The organism is Micromonospora sp. WMMC264, assembly GCF_027497275.1.
GTDB lineage: Bacteria > Actinomycetota > Actinomycetes > Mycobacteriales > Micromonosporaceae > Micromonospora > Micromonospora chalcea.
The window spans coordinates 2,554,688-2,568,547 of sequence record NZ_CP114907.1; the positions used below are offsets into that span (position 1 = coordinate 2,554,688).

At 70.3% G+C, this 13,860-nt stretch carries 16 protein-coding genes; 11 read left to right on the plus strand and 5 right to left on the minus strand.

Features of this window, described 5'->3' with window-relative positions; genetic code table 11:
* Positions 1 to 3: 3 nt before the first annotated feature.
* The 5 genes from O7542_RS10825 to O7542_RS10845 all read left to right on the plus strand — a co-directional run bounded on the left by O7542_RS10825 (position 4) and on the right by O7542_RS10845 (position 1,597).
* Positions 4 to 477: a hypothetical protein gene (locus tag O7542_RS10825; RefSeq protein WP_167435533.1), complete on the plus strand. Its 474-nt coding sequence runs from the start codon at positions 4 to 6 to the stop codon at positions 475 to 477.
* A gap of 2 nt (positions 478 to 479) precedes the next feature.
* Positions 480 to 704, plus strand: a complete 225-nt coding sequence (locus O7542_RS10830) for a DUF4926 domain-containing protein (protein WP_167435534.1) — start codon at positions 480 to 482, stop codon at positions 702 to 704.
* A 68-nt stretch (positions 705 to 772) separates the two neighbouring features.
* Positions 773 to 1,024, plus strand: a complete 252-nt coding sequence (locus O7542_RS10835) for a hypothetical protein (protein ID WP_281606141.1) — start codon at positions 773 to 775, stop codon at positions 1,022 to 1,024.
* A 2-nt stretch (positions 1,025 to 1,026) separates the two neighbouring features.
* Entirely contained in the window at positions 1,027 to 1,275 is a 249-nt protein-coding gene (locus O7542_RS10840) for a hypothetical protein (RefSeq protein WP_240638222.1), read from the plus strand.
* Positions 1,276 to 1,312: 37 nt separating this feature from the next.
* Positions 1,313 to 1,597: a hypothetical protein gene (locus O7542_RS10845; protein ID WP_281606142.1), complete on the plus strand. Its 285-nt coding sequence runs from the start codon at positions 1,313 to 1,315 to the stop codon at positions 1,595 to 1,597.
* Between the two features lie 21 nt (positions 1,598 to 1,618).
* Here O7542_RS10845 and O7542_RS10850 read toward each other — a convergent pair whose 3' ends face one another.
* Complete coding sequence (locus tag O7542_RS10850) at positions 1,619 to 2,410, minus strand: class I SAM-dependent methyltransferase (RefSeq protein ID WP_281606143.1); 792 nt, start codon at positions 2,408 to 2,410, stop codon at positions 1,619 to 1,621.
* Positions 2,411 to 2,612: 202 nt separating this feature from the next.
* On the opposite strand from O7542_RS10850, the gene O7542_RS10855 reads away from it, so the two are divergent.
* From O7542_RS10855 to O7542_RS10865, 3 genes are read left to right on the plus strand one after another with little or no spacing between them, the layout of a single operon-like run.
* A complete protein-coding gene (locus O7542_RS10855; RefSeq protein ID WP_281606144.1) occupies positions 2,613 to 3,449 on the plus strand; it encodes a CPBP family intramembrane glutamic endopeptidase in 837 nt (278 codons plus the stop codon).
* Complete coding sequence (locus tag O7542_RS10860; RefSeq protein WP_281606145.1) at positions 3,449 to 4,603, plus strand: histidine kinase; 1,155 nt, start codon at positions 3,449 to 3,451, stop codon at positions 4,601 to 4,603. The genes O7542_RS10855 and O7542_RS10860 overlap by 1 nt, the downstream gene beginning before the upstream one ends.
* Positions 4,600 to 5,259: a response regulator transcription factor gene (locus tag O7542_RS10865; RefSeq protein WP_281606146.1), complete on the plus strand. Its 660-nt coding sequence runs from the start codon at positions 4,600 to 4,602 to the stop codon at positions 5,257 to 5,259. Before O7542_RS10860 ends, O7542_RS10865 begins: the two co-directional genes overlap by 4 nt.
* Position 5,260: 1 nt before the next feature.
* Here the strand turns inward: O7542_RS10865 and O7542_RS10870 are convergent, their stop codons facing one another.
* From O7542_RS10870 to O7542_RS10880, 3 genes are read right to left on the minus strand one after another with little or no spacing between them, the layout of a single operon-like run.
* Positions 5,261 to 5,872 carry a hypothetical protein gene (locus tag O7542_RS10870; RefSeq protein ID WP_281606147.1) on the minus strand — a complete coding sequence of 204 codons (612 nt, stop codon included), beginning with the start codon at positions 5,870 to 5,872 and terminating at the stop codon, positions 5,261 to 5,263.
* Between the two features lie 4 nt (positions 5,873 to 5,876).
* Positions 5,877 to 9,332, minus strand: a complete 3,456-nt coding sequence (locus tag O7542_RS10875) for a protein kinase (protein ID WP_281606148.1) — start codon at positions 9,330 to 9,332, stop codon at positions 5,877 to 5,879.
* A gap of 9 nt (positions 9,333 to 9,341) precedes the next feature.
* The gene (locus O7542_RS10880; protein WP_281606149.1) at positions 9,342 to 9,932 is read right to left on the minus strand and encodes an SAVMC3_10250 family protein; all 591 of its coding nucleotides are present in this window, start codon (positions 9,930 to 9,932) and stop codon (positions 9,342 to 9,344) included.
* Positions 9,933 to 10,167: 235 nt separating this feature from the next.
* Here O7542_RS10880 and O7542_RS10885 point away from each other — a divergent pair, with 235 nt between their 5' ends.
* Together O7542_RS10885 and O7542_RS10890 are read left to right on the plus strand one after the other, a co-directional pair.
* Complete coding sequence (locus O7542_RS10885) at positions 10,168 to 10,503, plus strand: nucleotide pyrophosphohydrolase (RefSeq protein WP_281606150.1); 336 nt, start codon at positions 10,168 to 10,170, stop codon at positions 10,501 to 10,503.
* Positions 10,504 to 10,631: 128 nt separating this feature from the next.
* Complete coding sequence (locus tag O7542_RS10890; protein ID WP_281606151.1) at positions 10,632 to 12,530, plus strand: DUF2075 domain-containing protein; 1,899 nt, start codon at positions 10,632 to 10,634, stop codon at positions 12,528 to 12,530.
* 35 nt (positions 12,531 to 12,565) lie between these two features.
* On the opposite strand, the gene O7542_RS10895 is transcribed toward O7542_RS10890, so the two are convergent.
* The gene (locus tag O7542_RS10895) at positions 12,566 to 13,033 is read right to left on the minus strand and encodes a hypothetical protein (RefSeq protein ID WP_281606152.1); all 468 of its coding nucleotides are present in this window, start codon (positions 13,031 to 13,033) and stop codon (positions 12,566 to 12,568) included.
* 79 nt (positions 13,034 to 13,112) lie between these two features.
* Here O7542_RS10895 and O7542_RS10900 point away from each other — a divergent pair, with 79 nt between their 5' ends.
* Complete coding sequence (locus tag O7542_RS10900; RefSeq protein WP_281606153.1) at positions 13,113 to 13,844, plus strand: class I SAM-dependent methyltransferase; 732 nt, start codon at positions 13,113 to 13,115, stop codon at positions 13,842 to 13,844.
* Positions 13,845 to 13,860: the final 16 nt, after the last annotated feature.

The window sequence follows — 13,860 nt, forward strand, 5'->3', positions numbered from 1 at the left end:
CACATGTCGACTTTGGAACACATTTTTCTCCACGCTGCGGAGGAGCCGAAAGCGGTGGCCGACAGGATTGCTTCGGCGATCGGGTTGCGAGCTTCGATCAGTCCTGAGGGAGGCATTTATTTGAGCCGTCCCGCGCAGTGCGGCCCAGGCGGGGAGGTCGGCGGCGAGGTTGCCCGCAACTATCTCGCCTATCCCTCCAACGTCCCGGAGGAGCAGTCGCTCCTGGACGCCTATGAGATCCTCTGGGATTTCGGGTACACGGGCAGAGACCGGGATGTCCAACTGCGTGAAGCCCGCCGCGTCTTCGAGCAGCTCTCCGCGGCGCGGCTGTGGCCGGCTGTGCTGGTGGCGGGTCTCGACACGCTGATCGCCGCCTGGGATCCGGATCTCGGGTCCACCTGGTTTCCCTCGGGGACGTCACCGGACGCGGTCGATCGGGACGCCTGGCAAGAGTATCTCGCCCGTCTCCGCCACTGATCGTGGACCCGTACGAGCTGGTAGAACTCAGGGATGCCGTGCCTGAGGAGAATCTCCCCGCCGGAGCGGTCGGTGCCATCGTGCGCGTGTTCCACCGCCCCGACCTCGCCTATGAGGTGGAGTTCGCCGATCAGGACGGCCGGCCCCTCAGTGCTGTGGCCCTGACGCCGGACAAGATCCAGAAGGTCGACACCACGGGTGGCGACGGACAGTCGGCAGCACAGTAGTGGCCGGCCTCGTCGTTCTGCGGCCCGGGGTCGACTGGACAGCGACCGGAGGGTTATTCGACTGGACCGTGGAGTTCCTGATCGCTCGGCTCACTGACAGAGACGCCGCAGCGCATCTTCAAGAGATCGTCGACAACAACCTCGGTTCATTCCGGTTGGATGACCTGTCGCCGGAAGCCCAGCGCGAGGTCGTCGCCCATTTGCGCGAGGGTCTGGTCACGGCGGGTGAACAGCATCTGCCGGAGACAGCCCAGAAATCTGTTGTGGTGGCACATCTCCGAGAACTCGTCGCCGCGACTCACAGCTTGCCCGCGGAGTAAGGATGGTCGGAAAGGGCGACATGGGCATGATGGTGGCCGCCCGTCGGATCGAGGCTCCGGCGGACGAGGTGCGGTATGCGTTTGGTTTTGAGGACAGGTTCGATCGCATCCTCGTCATCGACCCGCAGACGTTGCAGGCACGAGTCGAGGACGACGACTTCAACGCCGCCGCCAGCGCCATCACCGCCAAGATCGTCAATGCCTGGCGCGACCGGGGCGACTTCCCGGAACGCATGCTCGTCGCGAGTTAGCTGGGAAACCAACCACTCAGACCGGAGGAACCCCCTGGTGGCTTCATTCGACGAGTGGCTGGACGTCTACGAGGTCGTCTACCGCGCCCTGCCCGCCGAGTCCGACCACCAGTGCCCGAACTGCGGTCACCGAACCCTGCGCATGGTGTTCACCACGCCGCCCGGCGCTGGGTACGGCTACGTCTCGTTCTGGTGCGACACCTGCCTGGAGGGCATCCACGTCTCGCGGGCACCGGTTCCCGCCGGAGTGACGGCCCTGTCCACTGCCGCCCCGATCGAGGAACGCACCAGGGGCATCCCCAACTACCGCCTCGTGACATAGCTGAATCCCGTCGGGAATCGGCTACGAGCCGAGGATCCCGCACTGCAACCTGACGATGACCCGCTCGGTCACCACATCCACCTCGCCGAGAGCGTCGCGTACGTCGGCGGCGAACTCCGCACGTTGATGCAAAGTAGGCAGCCGTTCTGCGGACATGGCGGAGAAGACACCGCCGACCATGTCGTCGACGGTGAGCGGGGCGTCGTACCGCACCGACGTCTCCTCGTACCGATATCCGGCCCCCACGAGCGCCTCCCGGTTGCGCCGACGCCCATCCTCGTCGGTCTGGCATCTTCCGGTGACCGGGTGGCCGACCATCCGCTCCAGGCATCCGCGCAGCGCGATCGACCACTCGGTGTCCTGCATCCACAGGGGTTCGCCGTTGGTGACGACCGCGATTCCACCGCCGGAGCGCAACAACGGCCGTGCCGCCTCGAACAGGGCGTCGCAGTCCATGAAGTGAATGGCGACGGCAACGGTCAGCGCACCGACACTCCCCTCGCCGAGCAGCCGGGACAACGCGGGCACGTCAGCGTCACTCCCGAGCACCCACGTGGCGTTGGCGGTCCCCCGGTCCAGGGCGGCACGCCGGGCGATGGCCAGCATGTCCGGTTCCGGGTCCATGCCGACGACAGCGCCCACCCGGTCGGCGAGCGGGATGCTCAACTGACCGGTGCCGCAGCCGAGGTCGACGACGGTGTCGTCAGGACCGAGACCGAAGGCTGCCGCCAGCGCGTCGACCGCCTCGGGCGGATAGCCGCGCCGATGCCGTGCGTAGTAGGTCGCCACCTCACCGCCGAAGCCCGTCGCCATGCCGGCAGCCTGCCCGCCGCGACCGTCCCGAGGCCAGCCGTTCTGCTCAGGGCACGCCCCGAAACGCCGCGACCGCCGCGCCTGTCCCCCGTGGGAGCTACCCGCAAGTGTCCACCGCGCGGTGACGTTTCCCGGCCTGCGAATCCATAGCGTTCCAGGTGAACCGTGGCGCTCCGGCCGCGGACCTCTCGAAGGAAACGTCATGCGTGTGGTGAAGCAGTTCCTGGCCGTCGTCGCGGTCAGTCTCGTCGGCAGCCTTGCGGTCGTCGCGGCACAGGACAACGCCGTGCTCAGCCTGATCCTCGGCGCCGCGACCGCCGCGGCCGCGATCATCGTGTACGGGTGGGTGGTGCGTCGTACCGAGCGTCGCGAGGTCACCGAGCTGGCCCGGAGCGGCGCGGCCGCCCGGCTCAACCGCGGGGTGCTGATCGGGTTCGCCATGTTCGCGGCGGTCATCGTCAACATCGCCCTGATGGGCGGCTATCAGGTGCACGGCATCGGCTCGGTGTCCGGCGCGGTGGGCATGGTCGGGTTCATGGCCGCCGCGGCGGTGACCGAGGAGCTGATGTTCCGCGGGCTGCTGTTCCGCCTGGTCGAGGAACGGCTCGGTACGTGGCTCTCGCTGCTGCTGACCGGCGTACTGTTCGGCCTGATGCACCTGCTGAACCCGGACGCCAGCCTGTGGGGTGCCACCGCCATCACGATCGAGGCCGGGTTCATGCTGGCGGCCTGCTATGCCGCGACCCGCAACCTGTGGGTACCCATCGGCCTGCACTTCGGCTGGAACTTCGCCGCCGGCGGCATCTTCGGCCTCGTCGTCTCCGGCAACGGCGAATCGGAAGGGCTGCTGGACGCCACCACGTCGGGTTCGACGCTGCTCAGCGGCGGCGGCTTCGGGCCGGAGGGCAGCCTCTACACGGTGGCTGCCGGGGCGGCGCTGACAGTGGTCTTCCTCTGGCTGGCGCACCGCCGTGGTCACATCGTGACGCGGCGCCGCCGCGCGGCCGAGGCCCCGGCGGAGAGCGTTACGGTCTCCTGATGATCACCCGACGGATGCTCCAGGACTCGTGGCGGCACTGGCCCGTCACGGTCCGGGACCTCCCGCTCGCGCTGGTGATCGCGCTCGCAGCAGTGACCCCACCACTGCGCGGCATCGGTACGCAGCTCGGCGATCTGCCCGCCCGGCCGTTCGACGCGCTGACAGTCGTGGTGATCGCCCTGGAGTGCCTTCCGCTGGCGCTGCGCCGCAGCCGCCCGGCGCTGTCCCTCGCCCTGGTGTCACTCGGCTTCGCGCTCGATCAGGTGCGCGCCTACCACACCTTCGCGGGCGCCGCGCTCGCCGTCGCGCTGGTGAGCGCGGGCGCCCACCTGGACCGAGGCCGCCGTACGACGGTGCTCGCCGGCTCCCTCGCGTACATCGGTCTGGCGGTCGTGCTGGATCGGCAGGGGTCGACCGAGGGCGTGGTCGGGTTCACCACGTTCTACCTGCTGCTGGCGCTCGCCTGGGGCACCGGGTCGTGGCTGCGGCAGAACCGCGTCGCCGAGGCCGAACGCCGCCGGCACGTCGCCGACACCGCCCGCGCCGCCGAACGCGCCCGCATCGCCGGTGAACTCCACGACGTGGTCACCCACCATGTGACGGCGATGGTGGTGCAGGCCGAGGCGGCCCGCTACCTGACCGCCGCGCCCGACCGCCTCGACACCACACTGACCGCCATCACCGACACCGGCCGCCGTGCCATCGGCGACCTGCGGCTGCTGCTCGACGTGCTCAACCCCGACCACGGTACGGAGCCACGCGCCCCGTCGGTCGGCGAGCTGCACACCCTGGTGGAGCAGACCCGGCAGGCCGGGCAGCCGGTGGAGTTCACGCAGCAGGGCACCCCGGCGGAGGTGACCGGCGGCGCGGAGATGGCCGCGTACCGGGTGGTGCAGGAGGCGCTGACGAACGCCCTGAAGCACGCCCACGGCCGCCCCACCGCTGTCCACGTACACCATGGAGACCGGGAGATCACGGTGGAGATCAGCACGGACGGCCCGGGCCCGCGCGCCGCGGGTCCGGGCGGAAGCGGACGCGGCCTGGCCGGGCTGCGCGAGCGCGTCTCGGTGCTCGGCGGCGAGTTCGACGCCGGGGGCAGGGCGGGCGACGGCTTCGTCGTCCGCGCGCGCATCCCCACCGGGAGCGCGTCGTGACCACGCCGATCCGGGTGCTGGTCTGCGACGACCAGGCGCTGATCCGTACCGGATTCACCACCATCATCGACGCGCAGCCGGACATGACGGCGGTGGGCGAGTGCGGCGACGGCCGAGCCGCTGTCGACCTCGCCGGCCGCCTGCGGCCCGACGTGGTGGTGATGGACGTACGCATGCCGGTGCTCGACGGCATCAAGGCCACCCGCCTGCTGGCCGGCGCGGGCATCGCCCAGCCGGTCAAGGTGCTGGTGGTGACGACGTTCAACCTCGACGAGTACGTCTACGAGGCGCTGCGCGCCGGCGCGAGCGGATTCCTGCTCAAGGACGCCCCACCGGCGCAGCTGCTGCACGGCATCCGCACCGTCGCCTCCGGCGCAGCGCTGCTCGCCCCGGAGGTCACGCGGCAGCTCGTCGGCCGGTACGCGGCGCGGATCCGCCCGGCCGAAGGCGCGCCGGAGGACGTGGGGCTGACGCCGCGTGAGCTGGAGGTGCTGCGGCTGATCGCCGACGGGCTTTCGAACAGCGAGATCGCGGCCCGGTTGGTGATCAGCCAGGAGACGGTGAAGACGTACGTGTCACGGATCCTGACGAAGCTTGACCTGCGGGACCGGGTGCAGGCGGTGGTGTACGCGTACCGCACCGGCCTGGTCACCTGATCTACCCGCCAGGAACCGACACACCATCGTCGTCGAGAGGTGAGCCGTCCAGGGCGCGATCGGTCTCCGCGGCGGTCAGACGCACGATCACGTCGCCGTCGGAGGTCGGAAAGCGGGTGAAACGCAACAGGACGAACCCCGAACGGTTGCTGCCCCGCACGCCGTTGCCGAGGGGCATCGTGTGCACACCCTCGACGAGCCATTGATAGAGCGGCTGCGCGTCCGCGTCACGCCAGCCCTTCAAGCCGGCGTGGTGAACCGCCAGGGTCAGCTTCTCCGCCAGGTACTCGGGGTCGCAGACGCTGGTGATCGTCAGGTCGAGTTCCGCGAACCGGTGTGCCGGCCCGAAGTGCCACAGTGCCCGCACCTCGCGGACCCCCGGGGTCAGCGGCCGTCCGACGAACAACCAGTCGTACGCGTCCAGGAAGGGTGCGTGGCGCTTGAGCCAGCTCTCCCTGTCCTGCTCCCGCACGACCCAGGGCAGAGGGATCTCGTTGAACTCGTCGGTCCACACGACTTCGGGAATCTCCCAGGCGTCGAGCCAGGTTCTGACGCGCTCGCGGTTGGCCAGGAACGCGGCTCGCAGTTCATCGCGCTGGCGGCGTCCGGTCATCGGATCACTCTCCGTAGTCCCAATCGAGGCCCCAGATGCGGACATTGCCCTGGTGGTCGCCGGTCACGACGGTGCCGAACGCGTCGTCGGCGCGTATCGCTGTGACCTGGGCGTGGTGACCGTGCAGTGAGCGGATCCGGCGTCCGGCGCGCAGGTCCCAGACGTCGACGGTTTGCTCTCCCGGGTCTCCGGCCACCGCGAACCTCCCGTCGGGCGAGACCACCACCTCCTCGACCCCGGAGAGGCGTCCAGCCGGGTCGTCGAGAGCCCTCCCGTCGAACACCGGCTCTCCGCTCGCGGCGTCCCAGACGACGAAGCCGGTCAGCCCGGCGATGACGGCGAGCCGGCGGGAGTCCGTGAAGGCCAACGCCGCCGACGAGCTGTGCTTGACCCGGTCGAGCTGGTACGACGGGCGCCTGTCACCCGGTCGCCACGCGGTCAGGCGGGTCATCCCGGCCAGCAGCAGCATCCCGGAGGCGAACCGGATCTCCGTGTGCGGGTCGACGTCCGCAAAGGTCTTCACGGGCTTTCCGGTGTCCATCGACCGGACCTCCACGGCGGCCGTGTCGTGGGTTCGCAGCTGCACGGCGATCGAGCGGGACGCCTCGTCGGCCGTGACGCCGACGATCGTGCCGGGTCCGGTGCGGACCGTCGCGACGCAGGCAGCCGCCTCCAGCGACCACACCGTCGCCAACCCGTGGCCGAAGCCGACCGCCAACAGGTCGCCCGAGATGTCGAGCGTGGTGTTCCCGTCGTCGCGAGGCAGTGCGCCGGCCACCTTGAAGCGGGGCTGGAACGTCCTGGTGTCGTGGCAGGCGACCGATCCGTCCGAGTAGCTGATGATCATGTCCCGGCCGCCCCTGGCGAAGGACAGGCTGACGGCCGGGTTCCGCCGCTTGGTGACCCCGCCTGCCTTCTCCAGCGTCTCCAGGTCGAAGATCTCGACCTCGTCGACGTTGGCCGGGAAGGCGAACAACCGGCCGGAGGCGCCGATGTCGAAGGTGCCACGGGTGAGCATGACATCGGACAGCTCCTGCTCCAGCCAGATGCCGGTCAATCCGGTGCGCCGCAGGTTCCGGCCCAGGGCCCTGGAGGCCCGGCGTAGCCGCGGATGACGTTCGTGGCCGGGAACGGCACGCGCCTCGCGGATCGCGTCCGCTGCGCGCCGATCCTCTCCGGCCGCGATCATCGCCTCGACGCGCTCCATGACCTGGTCGAACGCCCGCTCGTCGCGCGCGAGGGCACCGACCGGGCGGGGCGGCGCGTACGACCGCGGAGCGAGGTGTCCGCTGAGCGGCATGGGTAGTCGGGAGAGCGAGGTCTGGCCACTGTAGCCGTGCGATTCGGCGATGACGGCGTAGCCGCAGTCCCCGCTGAACGCCGTCGCGTCGCGGCGTGAGCCCCGCGCCCAGTCCTTCGGGAAGGTGCGGACGCATCGGCGGATGGCGAGTTCGAGGACCTGAAGGTCTCCGGTCCCGGGGTCGAGCAGAGCCCAGCCGGCCCGGCCGGAGACGCCGAGCATGCGGTATCCGGTCAGCCAGGGGATCTCCCACCGTCGCGGTTCGTCCCAGACCCGCATGTCCACCACGGTCAGGGACTGGTAGCCGGTTCTCAGGACGGTCGACCCGTCCGGCGCCAGGGCGACCTTCTGGCCGTCGCCGTCCATCTCGTCGGTGGGTATGTGCAGGCCCCGCATCCTCGTGTCCCGCAGGGGCCACCACTGCTCCACCCGGTGGTCGACGGCGGAGCCGGGACGGCCCAGTGAGGCGGAGACGCACACCTCGGCGTCCGGGCCGAGGATCACCCGGGTGACAGTGCCGTCGTGGGGGCGGATGCCGGCGACCGGCTTCCACGCGTCGGTGCGGAAGACGAGGACGCGGCCGTCGGCCGTACCCACAGCCGCGAAGCCACTCTCGGGGCTGAGCGCCACGGCTGTTCCTCCGTCCAGCCGGCCTTCGAGGTGGGCCGTGCCGCCGGCGAGCCGCCACCGCTCGACGCGGGAGTCCTGGTAGCAGACGAGGATCCGCGCTCCGGCGTGGTCGATCGCGACGTCGACGGGAGCCGGGCCGGAGGCGGCGAGTTCCGCGACCACCCGGCCCGCGAAGGCGTCCCAGACCCGCACCCGCCCTGACCTCTCGGCCACCACCACGTGTGTCGCGTCGTGATCGCAGGCCATCGCGACCACCTGGCCGGACAGCTGCCCGAACACCTCGAGCGTGCCCCTCGGCTCCAGTCGGGCACAGCGCTCCCGCGCGGCCGCGATCTCCGGCGATCCCGGATGCTTGCGGTCCGCCTCAGCCAGGTGCCGGGCCGCGAGGACGCCGTCACCGCGTTCCATGTGCACCATCGCGGCCAGGTAGTCCGCCTCCCAGGAGTCGCCCGTGGCGCGCAGTTCCGACAGGAGGATCTCGTCGGTGACCAAACCGTCGGCCCATTTGAGGAGCCCGTGGTTGTAGACCGCGCGGACGTTGTGCGGGTCGATCGCCTTGGCCCGCTCGAACATCTCGATCGCGCGGCGTTGGTCGCCGAGGTCCCACAGGGACAGCGCCTTGTTGGACAAGCCGTCGGCCTGGAGAGACGGCGACACCTCGTCGGGGCGCGGGTAGGGACCAGATGCGCAGTCCGCGTAGACGCTGAGCAGGACGGCCTCCGCCTCGGCGGTGTCGCCGATCCTCGACCGGGGGTCGCGCACCAGGCAGCCGGACAGGAGGTCGCGCAGCGGCCGCGGGAGATCGCCGCGTAGCGACGCCAGCGCATCCGCACCGTCGTGTCCCCACTTCCAGAGCCGGCGCCCGTGCAGCAGCTCGATCACCGTCAGCGCCCAGGACCACATGTCGCTGGCCCGGCCGATCCGGCCCTCCGGATCGACCTGTTCCGGCGAGCAGTACTGCGGTGTGAAGCCGCCGAGCGTCGCGTACGAAATCTCGTCGCCACCCTGCGGGGGCGCGGAGACGGACGCCTTCGCCTTGGCCGTGCCGAAGTCGGTCACCCGTGCGGTCTCGCCGTCATACATGACGTTTGAGGGCTTGATGTCCTGATGCACCAGACCTGCCGCGTGCGCGTGGCCGATGCCGCGCAGCATCTGGATCGCGACGTCCAGGGCCCGCGGGAGGTCGCGGCACCGCCCGTCCCGGACCGCCGCGGTCAGGTCACCGCCCGCGACCCATTCGGCGAAGATCACCGGGTACGCGCCGACGCGCTGCACGTAGTTGCAGCCGACCACGTTCGGATGGGGATCGAGATCGGTCCAGGCCTGCGCCTCCTGCGCAAGCAGGTCGAGGATCCCGGGCGCTGAGGCCAGGTCCGGGCGCGGCGTCTTCACCGCGAGGTCGACGCCCCAGGCGAGGTGATGGGCGCGGTACACAAACCCCGTGCCGCCGGTCTCGACGACCTCCTCGATGCGGAACGTGTCGAGGACGGTCTCCCCCGGCCGCCACCGGATGACCTGCCCCGCGTCCACGCCGAGGCCCTAGTCGACGAGCGCCACGTAGATCGGGCTGCCCAGCAGCGTGCCGTTCGGGCCCGGTTTCTCGGCGAGTCGCTTCGCGACGAACTCGACCCGTTGCGCCGGCCCGGGGAGCGCGGCTCCGATCTGCGCCAGCGACTCGTGGAAGCGCTCGTCGTCGAACTCGCCTGGGTCGGCTCGCAGTTCCTGGAGCTTGCGGAACAGGTACGGCGGGACCGATCCGACCGGTTCTGCGTCGCCGCCACCGACCACGTGCGACGCCGACCCGCCGAGGACGATGACCTGGTCGTCGAGCGTCCCCGCGAAGACCACGATGCCGGCGGTCGGGAAGACCTGCCAGCGCATCTCCAGACAGGCCTGGACGTAGGGGCGTTCCTCGTAAGCGGCGCCGATCTGGTCGGCGTCCTGCAGGTGCCGGATGACCTTCTCCAGCTTGTCGAGGTCGTGGCGCTCGGGCAGGACCGCCTTGCGGCTGTAGCGGACGACCTTCAGGTCCACGGCGAGCTCGGTCTCGTGCTGCGCGGAGGAGGCGACCTGCGCCGCCAGGAGCCCGATCTTGAGATGCGACAGGTAGAGGTAGTACTTGAGGCTCAAGATGCACTCCGGTTACGGGGAGACGTCCGAAGCCCACCCTACGTGGCGCACGCTCGTGATGCCGACCCTCAATCGACGACCATCGGTGTCCGCCACGCCACCAACCACGACATCCTCCCCTTCGCCGACGCCGGCACCGCCACGGGGGAAGCCGCGGAGATCCGGGCGCACGCCGCCGCAGGTAGTGGGGCGAAGCCCGTTCTCGGGCTGCCGAGAGCGGTGTCAGACTGCGGGGATGGAGGACTTGACGGCCCGCGTTCGGGCGTTCGCGGAGGAACGAGACTGGCAGCAGTTCCACACGCCGAAAAACCTCGCGATGGCACTGGCCGGCGAGGTCGGGGAACTGGTCGCCGAGTTCCAGTGGCTGACCCCGGAGCAGGCCGCCACGGTGATGGACGACCGCGAGGCGGGCGCACGCGTGCGAGCGGAGATCGGCGACGTCATGATCTACCTGACGAGGCTGGCGGACGTCCTCGGCATCGACCTGACGGAGGCCGCCCTCGCCAAGTTGACCGAGGTCGCCGTCCGGTATCCCGCCGAAGACGTCAAGGGCTCGCCGGCCAAGCGGTAGCAGGGCGTGCCATGCGGATGATCTCTCCGCTACAGTCCACCCGTACAAGCGCGTAACGACGGGCTTCCGGTCGTCGCCGGACACGCCCCCCATGCGCACGATCATTTCGTGCTGCCCGGGGGCAAGTCGTGTCAGCCTTTCGCACCTCCGCCGACGGACTGCTGCGCTACGCGGCCGGTGGCGCCCTCGCCGACCGGATCGCGGAGCACATCGGGCACAACGTGAGCGCCTCCGAACGGCGGTCCTGGGAGCGGAGCCTGCCGGTGCTAGCCCAGGATCTCGCCGACGCGGGTCTGGGCCAGGTCGAGATGCTGGTGGAGTACCAGCTCCCGCTGACCAGCAAGCGGATCGACGTCGTCCTCGCCGGGACACATCCGAGGACGGCCGAGGACTCCTACGTCGTGGTGGAGTTGAAGCAGTGGTCGCGGGTCGAGTCGTACGAGGGGTCCGAGAGCCTGGTCCTGGTCGAGCACGCCGCCACCCCTCGGCTGCATCCAGGGGTGCAGGTCGAGGACTACTGCGAATACCTCGCGGACTTCCTCGGGGCGCTCGCCCATTCGCACAACCCGATCGTCGGGGCCGCCTACCTGCACAACGCCGTCGACCGTGACATCGACGACCTCTTCGCCCGGCGGGCGACGGAGCAGAGCCGGATCTTCACCAAGCAGCGCCGCGGCCGGTTCCTCGACTACCTGCGCAGCCACCTGGCCCCCGGCTCCGGCGCGGCCGCCGCGGATCGCTTCCTCACCAGTTCGGTACGCCCCAGCAAGCGCCTGTTGTCCTACGCCGCCGCCGAGCTGAAGGACCGGTCCCACTTCACCCTGCTCGACGAGCAGCGCCTGGCGTACGAGCTGGTGCTGCACGCCGTGGAACGTGCGCGCAGCGCCGACCGCAAGTCGGTAGTGGTGGTGGCCGGCGGGCCCGGCAGCGGCAAGAGCGTCATCGCACTCTCGGTGCTCGGTGAGCTCGCCCGGCAGCAGCGCTCGGTCATGCACGCCACGGGCTCCCGCTCGTTTACCCAGACGCTGCGGCGTTACGCGGGCAAGGGCTCCACCCGGTTGAAGAACCTGTTCGGTTACTTCAACAGCTTCATGACCGCCGAGCGGAACGGCCTCGACGTGCTGATCTGCGACGAGGCGCACCGGATCAGGGAGACGTCGGTCAACCGGTTCACGCCGAAGGCGAAGCGGGACCGTGCCCGGCCGCAGATCGATGAACTCATCGCCGCGGCCCGGGTACCGGTCTTCCTGCTCGACGAGCACCAGGTGGTCAAGCCGGGCGAGCTGGGGAACGTCGACGTCATCTCCACGTACGCGAAACAGCTCGATCTGGACATCGAGGTGGTGTCACTGCACGACCAGTTCCGGTGCGGCGGCAGTGAGGCGTACGAGGAGTGGGTCGTCGACCTGCTCGGCCTCGACGGCGGCAAGCCGTCGGTGTGGGCCGGAGACGGACGCTTCGACCTGCGGCTGGCGGATTCGCCGGAGGAGATGGAGGCTTTCCTGGCCGCGAAGCAGGAAGCCGGGGAGACGGCGCGCATGTCGGCCGGCTACTGCTGGCCGTGGAGCGATCCACGGCCGGACGACTCGCTGGTGGCCGACGTACGGATCGGTGGTTGGGCGCGTCCCTGGAACGTCAAGAGCGACCGCAGCGTCGGCGACGCGCCGGGCAGCGCGTTCTGGGCCACCGACTCGCACGGTTTCGGCCAGGTCGGTTGCGTGTACACCGCACAGGGCTTCGAGTACGAGTGGTCCGGTGTCATCCTCGGACCCGACCTGGTCGCCCGGGGCGGACGGCTCGTCACCCAGCGGGCGGAGTCGAAGGATCCGGCTTTCCGTAGCCGCAAGTCGCTCAGTGACGCGGAGGCGGACCGCCTGATCCGTAACACCTACAAGGTGCTGATGACGCGAGGCATGCGCGGCACGATCCTGTACTCGACGGACGCCGAGACCCGTGCATGGCTCGGCTCGCTGATCCGCGTGGAACGCGGCCTCGAGACGATCTACGAGCAGCTCGGCGGTTCATAATTCCCTGGGAATTGCCGGTTCGGGGCACGGCCGGGTCACCGGTCGCGGGCCCAGTCCGGCGGCGGTACGACGGCGAGCTGCGGCTCCCCGCTGATCGGTTCGAGCGCGTGCACGATCCGCAGGTCCCCGTCGGCGGCGGCGTCGGAGTCGGTCAGCACCCGGCCGCTGCTGCCGTCGGTGCTGACCAGCAGCCACCGGTCGGGGTGGATGCTGCCGTCGTCGACGAGCGCCCATACTCCGAACTCGCGGGCGAGGGTGACCGCGAGATCACGCTCGCCGTGGTCGGTGGCGGCGGCCAGTTCGGTATCGCCGGTGAGGATCCAGCCGAATCGCTCGTCCGCGTCGGGCGGCGTCAGCATCGCCACCGGGCGCGGATCGTCCACGGCGCGGTCCTCGACCCGACCGACGTACACGCTCTCCGGCGCGACGCCGTACTCCGTCAGCAGGAACCGGCGGAGGGCGTCCGCCGGCAGCTCGGCCTCGAAGTGGATCCGATATCGCACCCCTGCCCCTCTCCGAAGCCGAGCCCGATCCGCCACAGTGTCTTGCCTCGGCGGCCCGCCGGGGAGTTGGCTGTCGAGTATGGCCCGCATTGCGTACCACGACGCTGACGCCGAGGCGTTCGCCGCGACCCGGCACCTCACCGACGACGGTCTCACGGCCTGGCGGGCCGCCGTCGCCCGGCATCTCACCCCGCGCTCCGGGATGCGACTGCTCGACCTGGGTGCCGGGACGGGTAGCTGGGCACGCGCGTTCACCGACTGGTTTCCCGGCGTCGAGGTGGTCGCCGTCGAGCCGTCGGCGGCGATGCGCGCCCGCTGTGTGTTCGCGCCACTCGTCGCAGGCGACGCCGGGCACCTCCCTCTGGCCGGCGGCAGTGTCGACGGCGCCTGGCTGTCCACGGTCATCCACCACGTGCCCGACCTGGCCGCGACGGCACGCGAGCTGCGCCGGGTGCTGCGTCCCGGCGCCCCGGTGCTCATCCGGTCCGCGTTCGCCGGTAGGCACGAGGCGATCACGCTGTTCGACTACTTCCCGGAGGCGGTCCGCGTGCTGGACACGTACCCGAGCATCGCCGACGTCGGGGCCGCCTTCGCCGCCGCCGGCTTCGCCACCGCGGCGGTCGAGGCGGTCCCGCAGATCACCGCACCCTCGCTGCGGGAGGCGGCGGCCGGCCTGCGCCGGGAGGCGCACACGCCGCTTCAGCTCATCACCGATGCGGAGTACGCCGCCGGCATCCAGCGGCTACGCGAGGCAGCAAGGACGGTCGACGGCCCGGTCGTCGACGCCCTCGATCTGCTCGTGCTGCGCTGAAACACGCGGTTAGGGT